The organism is Micromonospora sp. NPDC048871 (genome assembly GCF_043198155.1).
Taxonomy (GTDB): Bacteria; Actinomycetota; Actinomycetes; order Mycobacteriales; family Micromonosporaceae; genus Micromonospora.
The window spans coordinates 409,779-427,730 of sequence record NZ_JBICUM010000003.1 but is presented as its reverse complement, the minus strand read 5'-3'; the positions used below and the strand labels follow the sequence as shown (position 1 = coordinate 427,730).

The following is a 17,952-nucleotide window of genomic DNA, read 5'->3' as shown; positions in this document are numbered from 1 at the left end:
GCCCGGCCCGCCAGGTCGGTCGCCGTCAGGTCGGTGGCCCTCGCGTGGGTGGCCGCCGCGCTGGTCCTCCAGAGTCGGCTCAGCGGAACAGGCCGCCGAGCACCCCACCCTGATCCTGCTGGCCGCTGCCCATGATCGGCGGCTCCTCGGACGGCTGGACGACGACGAAGCCCTGCCCCGCGAAGCTCATCGTGTACGCCTCGCCGGTGGTACGGCCCAGCAGGGTGCCGAGTCCGAGCTGGTCGGCCCGGTGGTAGCCGGTCTGCAACCCGGCCGACCAGCAGACCGCCGCCTGGGGATCCACAAAGGTGGGCGCGTCGACCGCCAGCACCACCGGGGTGCCCCGGGTGGTCACCGCGATCCGGCCCTGCCCGGTGAAGACGCAGTTGAACAGGCCGGTAGAGGCCATCCCGGCCCCGCCGACCATCTTGATGTCGTACTGGAGACCGGGGTCGAAGGCCAGGACGCTGGAACCGTTGATCGACAGGGCGTCGCCCGGTTCGAGGTCGATGATGTGTACGTCCTTGGCGAAGTCGGCCAGGAAGACGTCACCCCGGCCGGTGAGCTTCATCAGCGGGACGCCTTCTCCGGTGAGCTTCTGCTTGAGGAAGTTGCCCAGCCCGCCGGAGCCCAGCGCCTGGAACTGCACCTGCCCCTGGTACGCGACCATCGAGCCGACCCGGGCCAACATCTCACCATTGAGCTCGATCTTGAGCATCTTGGCGTTCTGGAGCCGCATGCCGGGTTGCGCGGACTCCCGCTCCAGGTTCGCCGCTGAGAACAGTTCGCTGCGCATCTCTTCCTCCGTACTCGCCGTGCCTGGTCGAGACGGTAGGGCAGCGACGCAACCGTCAGCCCCAGCCGAGGTCGTGCAGGCGCTCGTCGTCGATGCCGAAGTGATGGGCGATCTCGTGCACCACGGTCACCGCCACCTCCTCGACGACATCGTCCTCGGTCTCACAGATCCGCAGGATCGGGTTGCGGTAGATCAGGATGCGGTCCGGCAGCACCCCCGCGTAGTCCCACCCTCGGTCAGTCAACGCGTGTCCCTCATAGAGGCCGAGCAGATCCTCCCCCGGCGGGGGGTCGTCCTCCACGAGAATCACCACGTTGCTCATCAACGTCAGCAGTTCCTCGGGAACCTCATCGAGGGCCTCCCCCACGAGTTCCTCGAACCGCTCCCGATCCATCTCCACCGCCACCCGCCCATTCTCACCCACCCCCACCCCACCCCCACACCGCGATCTTGCACTTTCGGTCGCCGATACGCGGCTTTTACACCGTTATGCGTCGACCAAAAGTGCAAGATCGGCGGGGATTGGGGGGTGGGTTCGGGGTCAGGAGGTCAGGCGGGTGGTGAGGGTGATGGTGGCGGCGGGGGAGAGTAGGCGGGAGATGGGGCAGTTCTGCTTGGCGGTCTCCGCCAGCTCGGCGAAGCGCGCCTCGTCGATGCCGGGTACGACACCGACGGTCTCCAGCTCGATACGGGTCACCGTGAAGCCCGCCTCGGTCTTGTCCAGGTGCACCTTCGCGGTGGTCTCCACCGAGGTCGGCGTCGCGCCGGCGTCGGCCAGGGCCTTGGAGAAGGCCATCGAGAAGCAGCCGGCGTGCGCGGCCCCGATCAGCTCCTCGGGGTTGGTGCCCTCACCCTCCTCGAAGCGGGACTTGAAGGAGTAGTTGCCCTCCAGCCCACCCTTGCCGGTGCGGATGGTGCCGGACCCTTCGGGAAGGTTGCCCTGCCAGCGTGCGGAAGCGGTACGAATAGGCATGGAGCTGACGCTAGCCGAATCCGCGTCCGTCGGCCGACCGACCGGGCAGCTGCCTGCACCTTCCATGACGTAGCTGGCCTGCTGTGCCATGATGCGGGGCAGACCTCGCCCTGGGCACTCGGTCCGGCCACAAGGAGGCGCAGCGGTGACCCACGACCTCCCCGTCCCCCGGCAGGACGACCGCTCCGACGGCGCCAGCGTCCTCGAGTGGGGAACGCAGGACGAGGAGCCGACCGGCACCAACCGGTGGCGTGGTGCTCTGGGCGGCCTCGGCCGCGACCACCGGCTGCCCCTGCTGCTCGCCGGGCTCGGTGCCGCCGCCACCCTGGCCTCCCTGCTCGGCGAGTGGGCCAAGGTCACCTTTCCCAGCGGCGGGGGTGAGGGGGACGAGCCGGTCGAGTTGCTGAGCAGCGTCTCCGAGGTCGGCAATCTGGGGGTCGGCTACCTGGTCGGGATGCTCATCCTGGGGGTCACGGCCGCACTCACGCTGCGCGGAACGGTCGCCGTACGGGCCAATGCCCGGGTCGCCGGCCTGGCCCTGGCCCTGGGTCTGGTCGCCGTGCTGGTGGCCACGGCGGCCTCGCTGGACGACGACCGTCGGCGGGCGATGGGCTACACGGTCGAGGACGGCTTCCGCATCGAGTACGGGCGAGGGCTGATCATGGCCTTCCTGGCTGTCCTGCTGTTCGCCGCGGCCCTGGCCCGCGCCACCGCCGTACCGGACGGCACGGCCGGTGAGCCGGGTCGACGACAGCCGCGTCCCCGCCGCCCGGCCGACTTCGCCGAGGAGCCCGAGGGCCGGGGACCGATCGACATCACGGTCACCCCCACGGTGCCCTTCGCCCGCGAGGCCCGATCCGACTGATCGGCCACCGGAGCCACCCCTGCGGTACACCAGACCTCAAGAAGGCTCCCTTCCTCGCGTCACACCCGATTCGTCGGGAAGCCATGGTTGCGACCCGTTCCGCGAGGTAAGGTGGCTGCCCGCCGCTCGCCGGATCCTCGACCAACGACCGGAACGGCTGGCTGTGACGGCGGTGGGCGAAGGAGGAAAGATGACCCGTCCGGGCCTGCCCAAGCTGATCGCCACCGACCTAGACGGCACTCTCGTCCGCAGCGACGACACCGTGTCGGCGTACACCCATCAGGTTCTGGACCGGGTTCGTGCGGCCGGGATTCCGGTGGTGGGCGCCACCGGCCGGGGCCCCCGGCTGACCGAACTGACCCGCAACGACATCCGCGCGGCGGACTTCCTGGTGATGGCCGGCGGTGGCCGGGTGGTCGACCAGAGCGACCCGGCCGGGCCGGTGGTGCTGCGCGACGAGCGGCTCTCCAGCGAGGTCCTGGCCACCCTGCTGGCCGACCTGGAGGCCGTGGTCGGCCCGCTGACCGTGATGGTCGAGGCCTCCGACGAGCACGACGCGCCCCTGTGGGGGGACTACCACCCCGCCTGGCCCTACCAGGACCGGTTCGAGGTACGCAGCCGCGACGAGTGCCTGGCAGGCGATGTGATCAAGGCCTTCGCGCGTACCGCCGATCATCATGTCGACGAGTTGCTGGCGGTCGCCAGGGAGATCATCCCGCCGCACCTGGCCGCCCTCACCCAGGCCGGGCTGGGCTTCATCGAGATCAGCCCCTCCGGGGTGGACAAGGCCACCGGGCTCAGTGTGGTGGCGCAGAGCCTGGGGGTCGATCCGGCCGAGGTGCTGGTCTTCGGCGACATGCCCAATGACCTGCCGATGTTCGAGTGGGCCGGCTGGGGGCGGGTGGCGGTGGCCAACGCCCACCCGCAACTGCGGGCCATCGCCGACAACGTCACCCTGCGCAACGACGACGACGGGGTGGCCGTGTATCTGGACCGGCTACTGTCCGGGTGATGGAGGCAATTCCCCGCCTGGTCGCCAGCGACATCGACGGCACTCTGCTGCGCGACGACCGCACCCTCAGCCCGCACACCGCCGAGGTGCTGGCCCGGATCTCCGCCCGGGGCACCCCGGTCGTGCTGGTCACCGGCCGACCGATCCGCTGGCTGCGACTGGTGTACGAGCAGTTGGCCGAGCCGCTGCCGGCGGTCTGCGCCAACGGTGCGGTGGTCTACGACCCGGTCGGCGACGAGGTGCTGCGGGCCGACCCGCTGGCCCCTGAACTGCTCGCGGAGGTGGCCCGCCGACTACGGGCCGAGGTGCCCGGGGTGAGTCTCGCGGTGGAGATCGCCGATGGTCGGCAGATGCGCCACGACGCGCACTACCCGATGCGCTGGGACGCCGACGAGACCGCGATCCGGGCCGTACTGCATCCGGAGGAGCTGCATTCGCTGCCGGCGGTGAAGCTGCTGGCCCGGGCCGACGGGGAACGGGATCCGGACCGGTTCACCCAGGTGGTCGCCGAGGCGCTGGCCGGTCTGGCCGAGGCCACCCATTCCTCCCGGTCGGGGCTGGTGGAGATCTCGGCGGCCGGGGTGACCAAGGCGGCCGGGCTGGCCTGGTACTGCCACCGGCTCGGCGTCACCGCCGAGGAGGTGCTGGCCTTCGGTGACATGCCCAATGACGTACCCCTGCTGACCTGGGCCGGCCGGGCGGTGGCGGTGGCCAACGCGCACCCGGCCGTGCTGGCGATCGCCGACGAGGTCACCTCGGCGAACTCGGTCGACGGGGTGGCGGCGTACCTGGAGAAGGTCTTCGGGGTGGACTGACGGGGTGCGGCAGGGCGCCGCACCCCGGCGTCGTCAGAGGTACTGACCGGTGCTGTGGCCCTCGCCGCCCGGTCCCTGACCCAGGCCGGGCATCCCCGGCAGGGCCACCCCGCCCGGCCCGCTGGGCAGCGCCTGCCGCCCGGAGCGCATCTGCTCCAGTTGCACTCGGGCCGCCATCTGCTGGGCCACCAGGGCGGCCTGGATGCCGTGGAACAGCCCCTCCAACCAGCCGACCAGCTGAGCGTGGGCGATCCGCAGCTCACCCTCCGTCGGTGCCTGGTCCTCGGTGAACGGCAAGGAGAGCCGTTCCAGTTCCTCGCGCAGCTCGGGCGCCAGCCCTTCCTTCAGCTCGACGATCGAGCGCTCGTGGATCTCCCGCATCCGGTGCCGGCTGGCGTCGTCCAGCGGCGCGGACTTGACCTCCTCCAGCAGCTGCTTGATCATGCTGCCGATCCGCATCACCTTCGCCGGCTGCTCGACCAGGCGGGCGGGATCCTCACCTGGCCCGTCGTCGGTCTGCAGGGTGCCGACCGGTCGGCCATCGGGCCCGACCACCACCACGGTGCCCGAGTGCCCGGTGCCGTCGCGGCCAGGCTCGTCGTTCTGTCCAGCGGTATGCGCTTCGGTCATGGCATCCATCTTTACTCAGTCACCCCCGTCGGCGCCCGCCGCCCCGGCCGACGATGCGGCGTCCGACCCGGGGCCTCGGATGGCGGCGAGTCGCGCTACCGTCGGCCGATGTCGCTCGACCCCCGCGCCGTACTCACCCGACCCGCACCGGAGCCGGACCTCACGGTCTCCTACGGCGAGCACCCCGACCAGATCGCCGATCTGCGCCGCCCGCTCGGCGAGGGCCCGCCCCGGCCACTGGTGATCGTGGTGCACGGCGGTTTCTGGCGGGTGGAGTACGACCGGCGGCACACCGACGCACTGGCTGACGCGCTGGCCCGGCTCGGCTTCCCGGTGGCCCAGTTGGAGTACCGCCGGACCGGGCAGCCCGGTGGCGGCTGGCCCGGCACCCTGATAGACGCACGGGCCGGGGTGGCGGCTCTGCCGGAGTTGGCCGCCGAGGCCCTGCCCGGTCGGGTGGCACCGGTGCCGCCGATCCTGGTCGGGCACTCGGCCGGTGGTCATCTAGCCCTGCACACCGCCATCCGGTCACCGCAGACCGTCGGCGGGGTGCTCGCCCTGGCCCCGGTCGCGGATCTGGCCGAGGCCTACCGGCTGGACCTGGACTCGGGCGCGGTGGCCGCGCTGCTGGGCGGCGGGCCGGCCGATTTCCCCGAGCGGTACGAGGTCGCCGACCCCCGCATCACGACCCCACTGTCAATACGGACGGTAGTGATTCACGGCACTCTGGATGAGCAGGTACCGGTGGAGATGAGCAGGAAGTATGTCGCCGCAGCACAGGAACTAGGTGCGGATATGCACCTTGTAGAGCTTTCGGAATGCGAACACTTCGGGCTTATCGACCCCCTCTCGCTGGCCTGGCCGCAGGTAACCGCCGCGTTCCGTTCTCTTCACACCGATCATTAGCCATTGACCCAGCGTCGCTAAGCAGGTAGAACGCCGGAGGGGCGGAGACTCCCAGCAGGCCATCCGAAGGGAACCCGGTGTCGCAGATGAACCGTAGGCGGGCACTCCAACTGCTCGCCGCGCTCGGTGCGGGTGGACTAGCGGGCGGGTGCGCCTCGGACTCCGAGGAGCCGGCCGAACCGAAGAGTACGGTCAAGGTCGGGCTCATCGCGCCGCAGTCCGGCCCCGGCAAGGCCGTCGGTGACGAGTTGCGCAACGGCTTCGAGCTCTACCTGGACCTCAACGAGAGAGTCCTCGGCGGCCATCCGGTGAACCTGCTCGTGGCCGACGAGGGAGACAGCGTCAAGTCCGGTCAGGCCGCGGTGGACGGCCTGCTCAAGCAGGGTGTTCTGGCGTTGACCGGGGTCTCCTCCGCAGCGGTGATGTCCGGCATCCGGGACGTCATCGAGCAGGCCCGGGTGCCCCTGATCGGCTCCAACGCCTCACCCACCAGCCTCCAGAGCGTCGTCTACATCTGGCGTACCTCGTACGTGCTCGACGAGGCGGGCCGGGCCCTCGGTCGCCATCTGCGCGACGCCCTGGGCCCCGACGACCGGGTGGCGATGATCATGCCGGAGTCGGCCCTCGGCGGCGACGACGTGCTGCGCGGCTTCCGGCAGGAGTTCGGCGAATCCGACCCCCGCATCGCGGATCCGGTCGTCTTCACCTCCAACAACGCCAACCCCGGCAAGGGCGCCTTCGTCCGGGACATCGACCGCGCACTGAGCCGCAACCCCTCGGTGGTCTTCTGCTTCTTCGCCGGCCCGGCGGCGGCGGAGTTCGTCATGCAGCTACGCGACGCCGGCTTCCAGGGCGCCATCTACGCACCCGGCTTCCTCACCGAGGGCACCGTGCTGGAGAGCATCAAGCCGGCCGACGACGCCCTGGGCATCCGCACCGCCCTGAACTACTCCGCCGACCTGAACAACGCCGCCAACCGCCGGTTCGCCTCGGCGTACCGCAAGAAGCACAGCGCCTCGCCGACCACCTACGCGATGGCCTCGTACGACGCGGCCAAGGTGCTCGACCAGGCGATCCGCCTGGCCGGCTCGGACCCCACCCCGCAGGAGCTCAACCTGGCGCTGGGCCGGATCGGTCAGATCGACAGCCCGCGCGGGGCCTGGCAGTTCAACCAGCCGCGCACCCCCCAGCAGAAGTGGTACCTGCGGGAGGTGCAGCACGACGGGCAGGTGCTGTCCAATGTCCTGCTCAGCGAGCTGGCCACCCTGGGCTGAGGGTTCAGTGCCGTAGTTCGGCGATGCAGCACTTCACGCTGCCTCCGCCCTTCTTCAGCTCGGCCAACTCCACCGGCACCGGGGTGTAGCCGGCCGCCCTCAGCCGACCTGCCAGCCGGGTCGCCTCGCTGTTCAGCACCACGTTCGCGCCGTCACTGACCAGGTTGAGCCCGAAGGCGAGAACGTCCTCGTCCTCGGCCAGCACCGCGTCGGGAAACAGCTGGGCCAGCACCTTCTGGCTGGCCGCGGAGAAGGCTCCCGGGTAGTAGACGATGTTGCCGTCGTCGATCGAGGCCAGCGCCACGTCCAGGTGGTAGAAGCGCGGATCGATCAGCCGCAGCGAGACCACCGGCCTACCCAGCGCCTCCTGCGCCTCCGCGTGCGCGGGCAGTTCGGTACGGAACCCGTACCCGGCGAGGATCAGCCCGCCGTGCGCCTGTGGCAGGTACGCGAAGTCCCCCTCACCCTCGTTCGTCTCGTTCGGGGCGATGAACCGCCAGCCCTGCGCCTCGTAGAAGGCCCGGTGCGCCGCCGCCTCGGCCGTGCGCTGGTGGTGTTTGAACCGGGCGCCGTAGACCGTGCCGTCGACCATGAAGGCGCCGTTGGCGGCGTAGACCATGTCCGGCAGGCCGGGCTCGGGGGCGAGCAGGTGCACCTCGTGTCCCAGGCCGACCAGAGTCTCCCGCAGGCGATCCCACTGCTTGACGGCCAGCTCCGGGTCGACCGGGGTGGTCACGTCCATCCAGGGGTTGATCGCGTACTCGACCGCGAAATGCTCCGGCGAGCACATGAGGTACGTGCGCTTTCGGGGCACTCGCTGAGGGTTCATGGTCACCAAGAGTAGGTAGGCTGAGAGTTTCGGAACAGCCATGACCATTGCTTCTCAGGAGCAGAATCTTGCAGATAGACGGCGTGGACCAGCGAATCATTGCGTTGCTGGTCGCCGATGCCCGTGCCTCGTACGCGGACATCGGAACCCGAGTCTCACTCTCCGCTCCGGCCGTCAAGCGGCGGGTGGACCGGCTGCGGGCCGCCGGGGTCATCCGGGGATTCACCGCCGTCGTCGACCCGGCCTCGGTCGGCTGGACCACGGAGGCCTTCGTCGAGCTGTTCTGCGCCGGCCGCACCACCCCGGCCCAGATCGGTGCCGCCGTACGCCGCCACCCCGAGGTGGTCGGGGCGTACACGGTGTCCGGGGAGGCCGACGCCCTCGTACACCTGCGGGCCGCCGACATTCCCCACCTGGAGGAGGCGTTGGAGCGGCTGCGCGCGGAGAGCTTCGTGACCTCCAGCCGCAGCACCATCGTGCTCTCCAGGCTGGTCGAGTCCCCCGGGGTCGGGCCCTCCACCTGATCGCACCGGGCGGTGCAGACCGGCGCATCGGTGCGGAACCGGACGGCTACCGGCGGCGTCGAAGCAGTCATGACGCGGGCAGGCAAGGTGATCGTCGCCGGGAGCATCCTGATCACCCTCACCCTGCTCGCCGGAAGCACCTCGGCTCCGGCCCCCGGCCGACCGACCGCCCCGGTGATGGTGCCGGTGGCCGGGCTGGTCTCCTTCGACTCCTGTTCGGACGCCCTGACCGAACTGCGGGCCGCCGCCCGCGAGACGGTCGGCCCGTACGGCTTCGAGGGCGGCACCCTGTTGTCCACCCGGGCGGCCGCCGAGGGCAGGGCCCTGGCGAAGGGTGCGCTCGGCGGCAGCGCCCCGCCGGACCACTCGACGACCAACAACCATGAGGCCGGCGCGGACGAGCCGGACGTGGTGAAGACCGACGGGCGCCGCATCGTCACCGTCACCGGGGGCGGGCTGCGGGTGATCGACCCGGTCAGCCGCCGGATCACCGGCCGACTCGATCTGCCCGGTGGGAAGGCGGGCGCCTACTGGGGCTCGTACCGGCTGCTGCTGCTCGGTAACCGGGCCCTGGTGCTCGCCGAGGGGACGCCGTTCGTCGCGGTGGACCGGTCCCGGCCAGGGCCGTCGACCGAAGCGGCCCGCCTGTTCCTGGTCGACCTGACCGGTGCGCCCGCGCTGATCGGCACGTACCGGATCGAGGGCAGTCTGCTCGACGGTCGACTGACCGGCACCACCGCCCGGGTGGTGATCCGCTCGACGCCGCGCCTCGAGTTTCCGTACGTCCCTGAGGGCAGCGACCGGGCCCGGACCCGGCAGAACCGGGCGGTGATCGACAGCGCCGGGATCGAGTCCTGGTTGCCGGAGTACGAGTGGACGGCCGGGAACGAGCGGCACACCGGGCGGGTCGACTGCGATCGGCTGAGCCGACCGGAACGGATGACCGGCACCTCGGTACTCACCGTGCTCAGCTTCGACCTCGGCACCGACCGGCTGGGCGACGGTGACCCGGTCAGCGTCGCCGCCGACGCCAACACGGTCTACGGCACCCCGAACAGCCTCTACCTGGCCGGGCAGCAGCCGCCCCGGAAACCGGGGCTGCTGCGCTGGCGGCCCGGTCTCCGGGACCAGGTGACCGAGATCTTCCAGTTCGACACCGCCGGGTCGGGCCGCCCTCGCTATCTGGCCTCCGGTGCCGTACCCGGGTGGCTGATCAACCAGTACGCACTGTCCGAATGGGACGGACACCTGCGGGTGGCCACCACCCTCGGCGAGGTGTGGGGCGATGAAGGCGAATCCGAATCCACCGTACGGGTGCTGCGTCGGGATGGCGGGGCGCTGGTGTCGGTCGGAGCGGTCGGCGGGCTCGGGCGCGGCGAACGCATCTACTCCGTGCGGTACCTGGGGCCAGTGGCGTACGTGGTCACCTTCCGGCAGACCGACCCGCTCTACTCGCTGGACCTGAGCGACCCGGCCGCCCCGAGGATGACCGGGGAGCTGAAGATCACCGGCTACTCCGCGTACCTGCATCCCCTGCCGGACGGGCGGCTGCTCGGGGTGGGTCAGGAGGCCGACGGACAGGGCCGTACGGAGGGGGTGCAGGTGTCCCTCTTCGACGTGCGGGACCCGAGCCGGCCGACCCGCCTGGACCAGTGGCACCTGCCTCGCGGCTGGTCCACCGCCGAGTACGACCCGCACGCCTTCCTGCACTGGCCGGCCACCGGGCTGGTGGTGCTGCCGGTGGACGCCGGGGTACGCCTGTTGCGGGTCGACGCCGACAAGATCAGCGAGATCGGCCAGGTCACCCACCCGGTCACGACCACGGACCGAGCCCGGCTACGCCCGGCCGTACACCGCGCACTGATGATCGGGGACCTTCTCTGGACGGTCTCCGATGCGGGCCTGCGCGCCAGCGATCCGGTCACCGCGCGAAGCCTCGACTGGATCCCGACGACCTGACTCTCCCTCCCCCTCAAGGGGTGGGGCCCGGTTTCTCGGGAACTCCGGGCCTCACCCCTTGAGCCACCAGCTCACAGGTACATGCCGGTGCGGTGCTCGCCCCGTCCCGGCTTGTCCCCCTCACTGAAGAAGCGCTTGCCGCCGAACTCGCCGTGCAGCCGGTCGTCCAACTCGTCCGCCAGGCCGGTCATCACCTGCACGGCAAGCATCAGATGGGTGGGTTGGAAGTTGCGGCCGAAGACCGGGATAGAGGCCCAGACGGTGTCGTCGGCACAGTAGAGCCGGCCGATCGGCATCCGGTTGGTCAACTCGGAGAGCTTGACGTAGAGCCGCTCGGTCGGCTCCACCTCGGTGAGCACCGGGGAGAAGACGTCGACCAGCGGCGGATTGTCCCGCACCCGGACGAAGACCATCGCCGAACCGGCCCGGATGTTGATGTCGCCGTCGGAGTCGACCTGGACCCGGTCGGAGTCGGACCGGAGCATGGTGGAGACCACCGTCCGGACCCGCTCGGCCAACTCCAGCACCTCACTGTCCGCACCGGAATCCTCCGGGGCGGCCAGCGCCTGGGCCAGGTCGTCCTCGATCTCCTGCCCGGTGCCGACTTCACTGCGGGCGGTGCCCAACGGCTCGCCCGGCACCGGCTCACCCTCGGCGTCGACGATCACGTAGACCAGGAAGGCCGGGTGCGGCGCGCCGTAGATGTCGCGCAGCGTACGCGAGAGCAGGGCGGCCAGCCGGGTGCTCTCCGAGACCCCGCAGTGCAGGCCGAACTGGTCACCGGAGCCCTCCAGCACCCCGGGCGGAGACCAACCCAGGGCGACCATGTCTGCCACGGCCGCCCGGTCCAGCCGATAGCCCTGGGGCAGGGCCGCGTTGCCCACCGCCCGCGCGGTCAACCCGCCGTCCTCGCCGACATCGACACTGACGGAGTAGACGGCCTCCTCGATGCCGGAGGCCGTCGGGTCGAGGGTCAACTCCACGTGGGCACCGTGCGGCAGGCCGGCCAGCCGGTCGGCCAACGCGCGGGCGAACTCCCGCCACGCATGGGTCACCTTGGCCCGCAGGTCCGCAGTGCTCGGCTCGTCGAGCAGGATCGACTCGTGGTGTGCCGGCGTACCGGGCGGTGCTGAGGGGTGCTCTGCCGTCATGATCGCCTCCGTCCGTTCCGGCCACCCTATCGAGCCGGTCGGGAAGAGGCGTCAACCCGGACAGTGATCGGACACGCCTGGCGGTCAGCCGTGGTCACCTGACTCGGTCGGCCAGGTGTCGGCCAGCTCGGTCAGCCGGGTGGCTGCCACGGCCGGATCGGCCCCCCGGCCGACAGCCAGCCCGAGCAGGTACGCGGTGACCGGGGCCCCCGGCCGCACCACCTGGTGGGCGACATCCCGGGCCAGATCGAGCACGGACTGTACCGGCACCTCGGCCGGATCCACCCCCAGCTCCGCACAGGCCGCCGCGAGCCAGTCGTCCAGCACCTTCATCGCGACCACTCCTCCGCCCGCCGCAGGTCCCGCTCAGTGTCGCAGTCGAACCAGGGCGGCGGGCCGTCGCCGGTCCACCGCAGCTCGCGTACGGCGAGCCCGGTAGACAGGTCCCGCAGGGACGCTCCGGCCAACTCGCCCCGCCGTACCCGCACCCGGTCCAGGGCCGCGCGCAGCGCCGCCGGGCGCCACACCCCACACAGCGACTGCCGCCGCCCGGACTGGTCCAGGTAACAGACCCCGTCGACCGGTGGTCGGCTGGTCGAGGCGTCGTCGAGGTGGTGCAGCAGCTCACCGACGGCGGCCCGGGTCAACAGCGGCAGATCGGCCGCCAGCAGGGCTACGGCCGACACCTCGGGGTCGAGCAGGGCCAGCCCGGCCGCGAGGGCGGGCACCGGCCCGCCGCCCGGTGGCGACTCGCGAGTCAGTCGTACGCCCGCCGGGGCCGGTCCCGGCCCGACGAGGATCCGAGGCGCGGCGTCCGCGACCGCCGCCAGGACCCGCTCCCGCATCGGCACCCCGCCGACCGGCAGCGCCGGCTTGTCCAGTCCACCCATCCGCCGGGCCGCACCTCCGGCGAGCACCACCGCGGCGTACGCCTTCACCGGCCCACCGTAGCCCTAGCCCTGGTGCCCTCTCTGGCTGGTGGCCGGGGTGGAGGGTGGTCGGGCGGGGCTGAGGGTGGTCGGGCGGGGCTGAGGGCCGGGGCGGTCGGGCTGCCCGGGTCGGCGGGTGGCGGGGTGGGCGGGTGGCGGGGTGGGGGTCGGGGCAGGATGGTGGGGTGGGACGGGCTACTGACCGCCGCGTGGTGCTCCGCGTGGATCTCGACGCCGCAGCCGACCGGGGTGTGCTGACCCGTCGGCCGGACACCCTGGCCGCCGAGGAGCCGCTGGAGATCCGGGTAGGTGCGGCCGGGCCGGGACGCCGCCGCCCACTGTCGGTCACCATGCGTACTCCTGGCGCGGACCTGGACCTGGCACTGGGTTTCCTGTTCGCCGAGGGACTGATCCGGTCGGCGGAGGATGTGTCGACCGCGCAGTTGTGTGCCGGCACGGAGACCCCGAACACGTACAACGTGGTCGATGTGACGCTGGCACCCGGGGTGCCGGAGCCGACTGTCGAGGCCAACCGGCAGTTCCTGACCACCAGCGCCTGCGGGGTCTGCGGCAAGGAGAGCATCGAGGCGGTGCGTACCCGGTCGATGTTCGAGGTGGCCGACGACCCGCTGACCGTGCCGGCGGAACTGTTGGCCGAGTTGCCGCAGCGGCTGCGGGCCGGGCAGCGTGGCTTCGATCGGACCGGCGGGCTGCACGCCGCCGGTCTGTTCACCGCCGAGGGTGACCTGGTGGTGCTCCGCGAGGACGTGGGCCGACACAACGCGGTGGACAAGGTGATCGGCTGGGCGGTACGCGAGCGTCGGCTACCCCTGGTCGGGCACGTTCTGCTCGTCTCCGGACGGGCCAGTTTCGAGCTGACCCAGAAGGCGTGGATGGCCGGTGTGCCGCTGCTCGCGGCGGTCTCGGCGCCGAGCACCCTGGCGGTGGACCTGGCCACCGAGGCCGGACTGACCCTCGTCGGTTTCCTCCGTGGCCGCACCATGAACGTCTACACCAGCCCACACCGGATCAGCGCCTGAACTTCAGCGGTTAGCGAGCATTTCGAACAGGCCCAGCCGCATCGCGGCGTCCCGGGCGATCAAAAAGCCGGCGATGCCCAGGACCCAGCCGAGCATGCTCCCGGAGGATCTGAGGATCCAGGCGTTGAGCCGGACGAGCACCGGCTCGATCAGCCTCGGCCAGGCCAGCCGCACCCCCAGCAACACCATCGCCGGCAGCACCATGACCAGGCAGTACCCACCGAGCAGGGCGACCACCGCCGCCAGGTCCAGGCCGGAGGTGCCCAACAGGCCCAGGGCACCGAGGTACGGCAGCATGGTCGCCACCTCGGCCAACGCGGCGAACAGGGCCAGCCCGATCAGCCACCGCCCCGACGAGTCACCGGTGGTCACCCGATCCCGCCAGCGCAGCACTCGACCCGTTCCGCTGCCGCGCTTACCGTCGAACCGGAAGCTCACCACCAGCAGGCCGACCCCGAACACCAACTGCGCCCAGATGACCGGACGATTGTCCAGGGCGCCGCCCAGCACCCCTGCCAGGGTGCTGCCCCCGACATAGAGGGCCAGCCCCACCACGAAGTAGAACCCGGCGATGGTGCCCAGGTAGGTCAGGATCCGGCGACCGCTGACCGGGCCGGGGGCCAGCAGCAACCACACCGGAATGAACAGGGTGCCGATGCTGGTGCTGTCGATCAGGGCCAGCCCGGCCAGCGACAGCAGCAGTCCGACGCTCATCCGCGTCCGCAGGTCGATCGGAGCATCCATCGATTATCCAGGGCCGCAGCAGGTCTGGCTGCCCCTGTCCTGGTGGGTCATCGTGGGCGGCGGCGCGACCTGCGCCGAACTCGGCGCGGGGGAGTCGACGGATCGCCGGCCGGCCAACCATCCAGCCGGGAGGGTGGGACTCCGCGACGGAGCAGGTCGTCGATCAGCAGGGCCAGGGAGTAGTCCGGATGCTCGGTCAACACCCGCTCCAGCGCCACCGCCGCCAGGGCGCCCTGCCCGGCCCGCCAGGCGGCGAAGGCCAGCAGCGCACCGGGCGCCGCGATCAGGTGGGGCGCTACCCGGCGCAGCAGCTCCGTCCAGAACGCCACGTCCTCGTCCCGGCCGTCGGTGCGTTCCCAGGCGTGGTCGCGTACCGGAAGGTGGGTCAGCAGTAAGGCCAGCCAGGCGATCTCGTCGTCGGTGAGCTGCCCGCCCCGGTCGTGCCGGCGCCGGGCGGCACGGTACGCCGCCACCCCGGCCGTGCGGAGGGCCCGCGCGCCGAGCAGGTCCGCCGGGGGTGCGGTCGCCAGCAACTCGGACAGCCGCTGTTCGGCCCGCTCGGCGGCGCGGCGGGCGGCGGTCCCATCGGTGGGGGCCAGTTGGGCGACGAGGGCCGCCCGGTCCGGCAGGGCCACCTGCCCGGCGAAGACGGCCGCCGCCGGCACCGTGCTGCCCTCGGGGTCGTACGCGGTTCCCTCCGGCGGACAGCACTCCGGTTCCGTGCAGAGGTACGACCACCAGCGCCCCTCGGTGACCCGCAGCGCGTCGAGCACGGGCAACCCGACATTGGTCAACGCCTCCCGGATAGCGTCGAGGGCCGGGGTCACCCGCGCGGCCGGGCCGTACCCGATCACGGTCGCCGCGTCGGCGCCCTGCTGGGCGGTGACCGCAGCCAGGTGTCCGGCCGCGGCGAGGTGCCCGGCCGCCTCGCCGTGATCGGTGTCGCCGGGCAGGTCCCCACGGGCCACGAAGACGACCCGGGAGGCCGAGAAGGCCACCACCACGACGCTGTCGCTCGGATGGAAGCCGAGCAGGTACGGCACCGCGGCGATGAGGTCGGCGGGCGAGCGGACGGTCAGCCTAGGGATCTCCGTCGAATTCATGCAGTCAGCCTGCGAGCCGGAAGGTGGGTGCCGCTGCCCCTGTGGACGACACGCCGGTTATCCACAGCTACTCAGCGTATTTTGCCTGGTCACACCCGATCGCCACCCTTCCGCCAGCACCCTTGGCACAGCGCGGTGAGCGTGCAGCCTGTTAATAGGGGACCCCTGCTCTACCGGAGGCGTTAACAAGGGGCCCTTCCTTCCCCCCGGAGGGGATACCTTGCGGGCATGGATCTGGCGTATCTGCGGGCGCATCCCGAGCAGCTGCCGACCTTCCTGACCCATCAACGGATCCGGGAGACCCCGGTCAGCGGCGGAGACATCTGCGCCGCCTCCCGGCTGACTCTCGACGACGGTCACTCGGTCTTCGCCAAGACCTGGCCGGAGCAGGCGGATCGGCCGGTGCCGGAGGGGTTCTTCGCCACCGAGGCGGCCGGGCTGCGCTGGCTGGGGGAGACCGGGGCGGTGGCGGTTCCCCAGGTGCTGGTGGCCCTGCCCGAGCTGCTGGCCCTGGATTGGATCGAGCCGGGTGAGCCGAGCCCCGAGGCCGCCGAACGCTTCGGCCGGGAACTAGCCGGCCTGCACCGGGCCGGGGCACCCGCATTCGGGGCCTCCTGGCCCGGGTTCATCGGGGCCCTGCCGGCGGACAACACCCCACACGAGGGCCCCTGGGCGCAGTGGTTCGCCCAGGCGAGGCTGCTGCCCTACCTGCGGCGCTCGGTCGACAACGGGGCCCTGGACGACACCACGGTCGCGCTGGTCGAACAGGTCGTCGCCCGGATCGGCGAGTTCGGTGGGGAGGAGCCACCGGCCCGGGTCCACGGCGACCTGTGGCCGGGCAACCTGCTCTGGGGGGCCGACGACCGGGTCTGGTTGGTGGACCCGGCCGCCCATGGCGGGCACCGCGAGACCGACCTGGCCCAACTGGCGCTGTTCGGGGGTCCGCCGTACGCGGACCGGATCCTGGCCGCGTACCAGGAATGCTGGCCGCTGGCCGAGGGTTGGCGGCAGCGGGTTCCCCTGCACCAGTTGCACCTGATGCTCGTGCACACCGCACTGTTCGGCAGCGCGTACCGGGATTCGGTCCGCGACCTCGCCCGCGCCGCTCTGGGTGGGCTAGGCCGCGCTACCGTCGTGGGATGAGTGTCGTACCGCCCGGCGGCCTCCTCGTCGACCGGTACGGCCGAACCGCCCGGGACCTGAGAGTCTCCCTGACCGACAAGTGCAACCTGCGCTGCACGTACTGCATGCCCGCCGAGGGGCTGCCCTGGTTGGCCGGGCCGCAACTGCTCACCGACGACGAGGTGATCCGGCTGATCCGGGTCGCGGTGCAGCGACTCGGCATCGATGAGGTCCGGTTCACCGGCGGGGAGCCGCTGATCCGCCCGGGGTTGACCGCCATCGTGACCGCGGTGGCGGCCCTCGATCCCCGGCCCCGGATCTCGCTGACCACCAACGGCATCGGGTTGGCGCGGGTGGCACCGGCCCTGCGCGCCGCCGGACTGGACCGGGTGAACGTCTCGCTGGACACCCTGGATCACGCCCGCTTCCTCCGGCTGACCCGCCGGGACCGGTTGGACGAGGTGCTGGCCGGTCTGGCCGGGGCGGTGGCCGCCGAACTCACCCCAGTCAAGATCAACAGTGTGTTGATGCGCGGGGTCAACGACGACGAGGCACCGGCGTTGCTCCGCTTCGCCCTGGATCACGGGTACGAGCTGCGGTTCATCGAGCAGATGCCGCTGGACGCCCAGCACGGGTGGGACCGGGCCAGCATGGTCACCGCGGAGGAGATCCTGGCCACCCTGGGTACGGCGTACGAGCTGACCCCGGATCCGGCCGGACGGGGTGCGGCACCGGCCGAGACCTGGCTGGTGAACGGCGGCCCGGCCAAGGTCGGGGTGATCGGCACGGTGACCCGCCCCTTCTGCGGCGACTGTGACCGGACCCGGATCACCGCCGACGGTCAGGTCCGCAACTGCCTGTTCGCCACCGAGGAGACGGACCTGCGGGGTGCCCTGCGCGCCGGCGCGGACGACGACGAGCTGGTGCGGCGGTGGACGGCGGCTACCCGGGGCAAGCGGGCCGGTCACGGCATCGACGACCCGAGTTTCCTGCAACCCGCCAGGCCGATGTCGGCTATCGGAGGATGACCGTGGAAACCGTCACCGTGCGTTACTTCGCCGGTGCCCGAGCGGCGGCCGGGCGCAGCGAGGAGACCGTTTCCGCCGGCCGTACCCTCGACGGGGTGTTGAGCGAGCTGGCCCAGCGGCACGGTGAGCGGCTGGTCCCCGTGTTGACCGTGGCAAGCTTTCTAGTCGATGGCGTGACCTGTCATGATCGCGACAAACCGCTGCCGGCCGGAGTGACGATCGACGTCCTTCCTCCCTTCGCCGGCGGCTGAG

General features: G+C 71.4%; 21 protein-coding genes. 11 read left to right on the top strand and 10 right to left on the bottom strand.

Going from position 1 to position 17,952, the window contains the following annotated elements; all coding sequences use genetic code 11:
* Positions 1-79 precede the first annotated feature (79 nt).
* From ACGFIK_RS10905 to ACGFIK_RS10895, 3 genes are all read right to left on the bottom strand, one after another.
* Positions 80-796, bottom strand: a complete 717-nt coding sequence (locus ACGFIK_RS10905) for an AIM24 family protein (protein ID WP_327023574.1) — start codon at positions 794-796, stop codon at positions 80-82.
* 55 nt (positions 797-851) lie between these two features.
* Complete coding sequence (locus tag ACGFIK_RS10900; protein ID WP_327027350.1) at positions 852-1,196, bottom strand: metallopeptidase family protein; 345 nt, start codon at positions 1,194-1,196, stop codon at positions 852-854.
* A 141-nt stretch (positions 1,197-1,337) separates the two neighbouring features.
* Positions 1,338-1,769, bottom strand: a complete 432-nt coding sequence (locus ACGFIK_RS10895) for an OsmC family protein (RefSeq protein WP_327023573.1) — start codon at positions 1,767-1,769, stop codon at positions 1,338-1,340.
* A 145-nt stretch (positions 1,770-1,914) separates the two neighbouring features.
* Between ACGFIK_RS10895 and ACGFIK_RS10890 the strand changes: the two genes are divergently transcribed.
* From ACGFIK_RS10890 to ACGFIK_RS10880, 3 genes are all read left to right on the top strand, one after another.
* The gene (locus ACGFIK_RS10890) at positions 1,915-2,634 is read left to right on the top strand and encodes a hypothetical protein (protein ID WP_327023572.1); all 720 of its coding nucleotides are present in this window, start codon (positions 1,915-1,917) and stop codon (positions 2,632-2,634) included.
* A gap of 190 nt (positions 2,635-2,824) precedes the next feature.
* Positions 2,825-3,646, top strand: coding sequence for an HAD family hydrolase (locus ACGFIK_RS10885; RefSeq protein ID WP_327023571.1), 822 nt, complete (start codon positions 2,825-2,827; stop codon positions 3,644-3,646).
* Positions 3,646-4,461, top strand: a complete 816-nt coding sequence (locus ACGFIK_RS10880; RefSeq protein WP_327023570.1) for an HAD family hydrolase — start codon at positions 3,646-3,648, stop codon at positions 4,459-4,461. The genes ACGFIK_RS10885 and ACGFIK_RS10880 overlap by 1 nt, the downstream gene beginning before the upstream one ends.
* A gap of 33 nt (positions 4,462-4,494) precedes the next feature.
* Here ACGFIK_RS10880 and ACGFIK_RS10875 read toward each other — a convergent pair whose 3' ends face one another.
* On the bottom strand, positions 4,495-5,100 hold the full coding sequence (locus ACGFIK_RS10875) for a bacterial proteasome activator family protein (protein ID WP_327023569.1): 606 nt from the start codon (positions 5,098-5,100) through the stop codon (positions 4,495-4,497).
* A gap of 99 nt (positions 5,101-5,199) precedes the next feature.
* Between ACGFIK_RS10875 and ACGFIK_RS10870 the strand changes: the two genes are divergently transcribed.
* The gene (locus ACGFIK_RS10870; protein WP_327023568.1) at positions 5,200-5,997 is read left to right on the top strand and encodes an alpha/beta fold hydrolase; all 798 of its coding nucleotides are present in this window, start codon (positions 5,200-5,202) and stop codon (positions 5,995-5,997) included.
* A 77-nt stretch (positions 5,998-6,074) separates the two neighbouring features.
* Positions 6,075-7,271 (top strand): ABC transporter substrate-binding protein, encoded by a 1,197-nt coding sequence (locus ACGFIK_RS10865; RefSeq protein WP_327023567.1) that lies wholly within the window; start codon positions 6,075-6,077, stop codon positions 7,269-7,271.
* A gap of 4 nt (positions 7,272-7,275) precedes the next feature.
* Here the strand turns inward: ACGFIK_RS10865 and ddaH are convergent, their stop codons facing one another.
* The gene (gene ddaH, locus ACGFIK_RS10860) at positions 7,276-8,109 is read right to left on the bottom strand and encodes a dimethylargininase (RefSeq protein ID WP_327023566.1); all 834 of its coding nucleotides are present in this window, start codon (positions 8,107-8,109) and stop codon (positions 7,276-7,278) included.
* Positions 8,110-8,168: 59 nt separating this feature from the next.
* On the opposite strand from ddaH, the gene ACGFIK_RS10855 reads away from it, so the two are divergent.
* Complete coding sequence (locus ACGFIK_RS10855; protein WP_327023565.1) at positions 8,169-8,624, top strand: Lrp/AsnC family transcriptional regulator; 456 nt, start codon at positions 8,169-8,171, stop codon at positions 8,622-8,624.
* Between the two features lie 69 nt (positions 8,625-8,693).
* Positions 8,694-10,583 (top strand): beta-propeller domain-containing protein, encoded by a 1,890-nt coding sequence (locus ACGFIK_RS10850; protein ID WP_327023564.1) that lies wholly within the window; start codon positions 8,694-8,696, stop codon positions 10,581-10,583.
* A 71-nt stretch (positions 10,584-10,654) separates the two neighbouring features.
* Here the strand turns inward: ACGFIK_RS10850 and ACGFIK_RS10845 are convergent, their stop codons facing one another.
* From ACGFIK_RS10845 to ACGFIK_RS10835, 3 genes are all read right to left on the bottom strand, one after another.
* The gene (locus ACGFIK_RS10845) at positions 10,655-11,734 is read right to left on the bottom strand and encodes a hypothetical protein (RefSeq protein WP_327023563.1); all 1,080 of its coding nucleotides are present in this window, start codon (positions 11,732-11,734) and stop codon (positions 10,655-10,657) included.
* Between the two features lie 84 nt (positions 11,735-11,818).
* Complete coding sequence (locus ACGFIK_RS10840) at positions 11,819-12,067, bottom strand: DUF6457 domain-containing protein (RefSeq protein ID WP_327023562.1); 249 nt, start codon at positions 12,065-12,067, stop codon at positions 11,819-11,821.
* Complete coding sequence (locus ACGFIK_RS10835; RefSeq protein ID WP_327023561.1) at positions 12,064-12,672, bottom strand: NTP transferase domain-containing protein; 609 nt, start codon at positions 12,670-12,672, stop codon at positions 12,064-12,066. The genes ACGFIK_RS10840 and ACGFIK_RS10835 overlap by 4 nt, the downstream gene beginning before the upstream one ends.
* A 176-nt stretch (positions 12,673-12,848) precedes the next feature.
* On the opposite strand from ACGFIK_RS10835, the gene fdhD reads away from it, so the two are divergent.
* Positions 12,849-13,703, top strand: a complete 855-nt coding sequence (fdhD, locus tag ACGFIK_RS10830) for a formate dehydrogenase accessory sulfurtransferase FdhD (RefSeq protein WP_327023560.1) — start codon at positions 12,849-12,851, stop codon at positions 13,701-13,703.
* Between the two features lie 3 nt (positions 13,704-13,706).
* On the opposite strand, the gene ACGFIK_RS10825 is transcribed toward fdhD, so the two are convergent.
* Both ACGFIK_RS10825 and ACGFIK_RS10820 read right to left on the bottom strand, forming a co-directional pair.
* Entirely contained in the window at positions 13,707-14,417 is a 711-nt protein-coding gene (locus ACGFIK_RS10825; RefSeq protein WP_327027349.1) for a GAP family protein, read from the bottom strand.
* 77 nt (positions 14,418-14,494) lie between these two features.
* The gene (locus ACGFIK_RS10820) at positions 14,495-15,550 is read right to left on the bottom strand and encodes a DUF4192 domain-containing protein (RefSeq protein ID WP_327023559.1); all 1,056 of its coding nucleotides are present in this window, start codon (positions 15,548-15,550) and stop codon (positions 14,495-14,497) included.
* 228 nt (positions 15,551-15,778) lie between these two features.
* On the opposite strand from ACGFIK_RS10820, the gene ACGFIK_RS10815 reads away from it, so the two are divergent.
* The 3 genes from ACGFIK_RS10815 to ACGFIK_RS10805 are packed head-to-tail and all read left to right on the top strand — an operon-like array spanning position 15,779 to position 17,951.
* Positions 15,779-16,693, top strand: a complete 915-nt coding sequence (locus ACGFIK_RS10815; protein WP_327023558.1) for a fructosamine kinase family protein — start codon at positions 15,779-15,781, stop codon at positions 16,691-16,693.
* Positions 16,690-17,700: a GTP 3',8-cyclase MoaA gene (moaA, locus tag ACGFIK_RS10810; RefSeq protein WP_327023557.1), complete on the top strand. Its 1,011-nt coding sequence runs from the start codon at positions 16,690-16,692 to the stop codon at positions 17,698-17,700. The genes ACGFIK_RS10815 and moaA overlap by 4 nt, the downstream gene beginning before the upstream one ends.
* Complete coding sequence (locus ACGFIK_RS10805; RefSeq protein ID WP_327023556.1) at positions 17,697-17,951, top strand: MoaD/ThiS family protein; 255 nt, start codon at positions 17,697-17,699, stop codon at positions 17,949-17,951. The genes moaA and ACGFIK_RS10805 overlap by 4 nt, the downstream gene beginning before the upstream one ends.
* The last annotated feature ends 1 nt before the right edge of the window (position 17,952 follow it).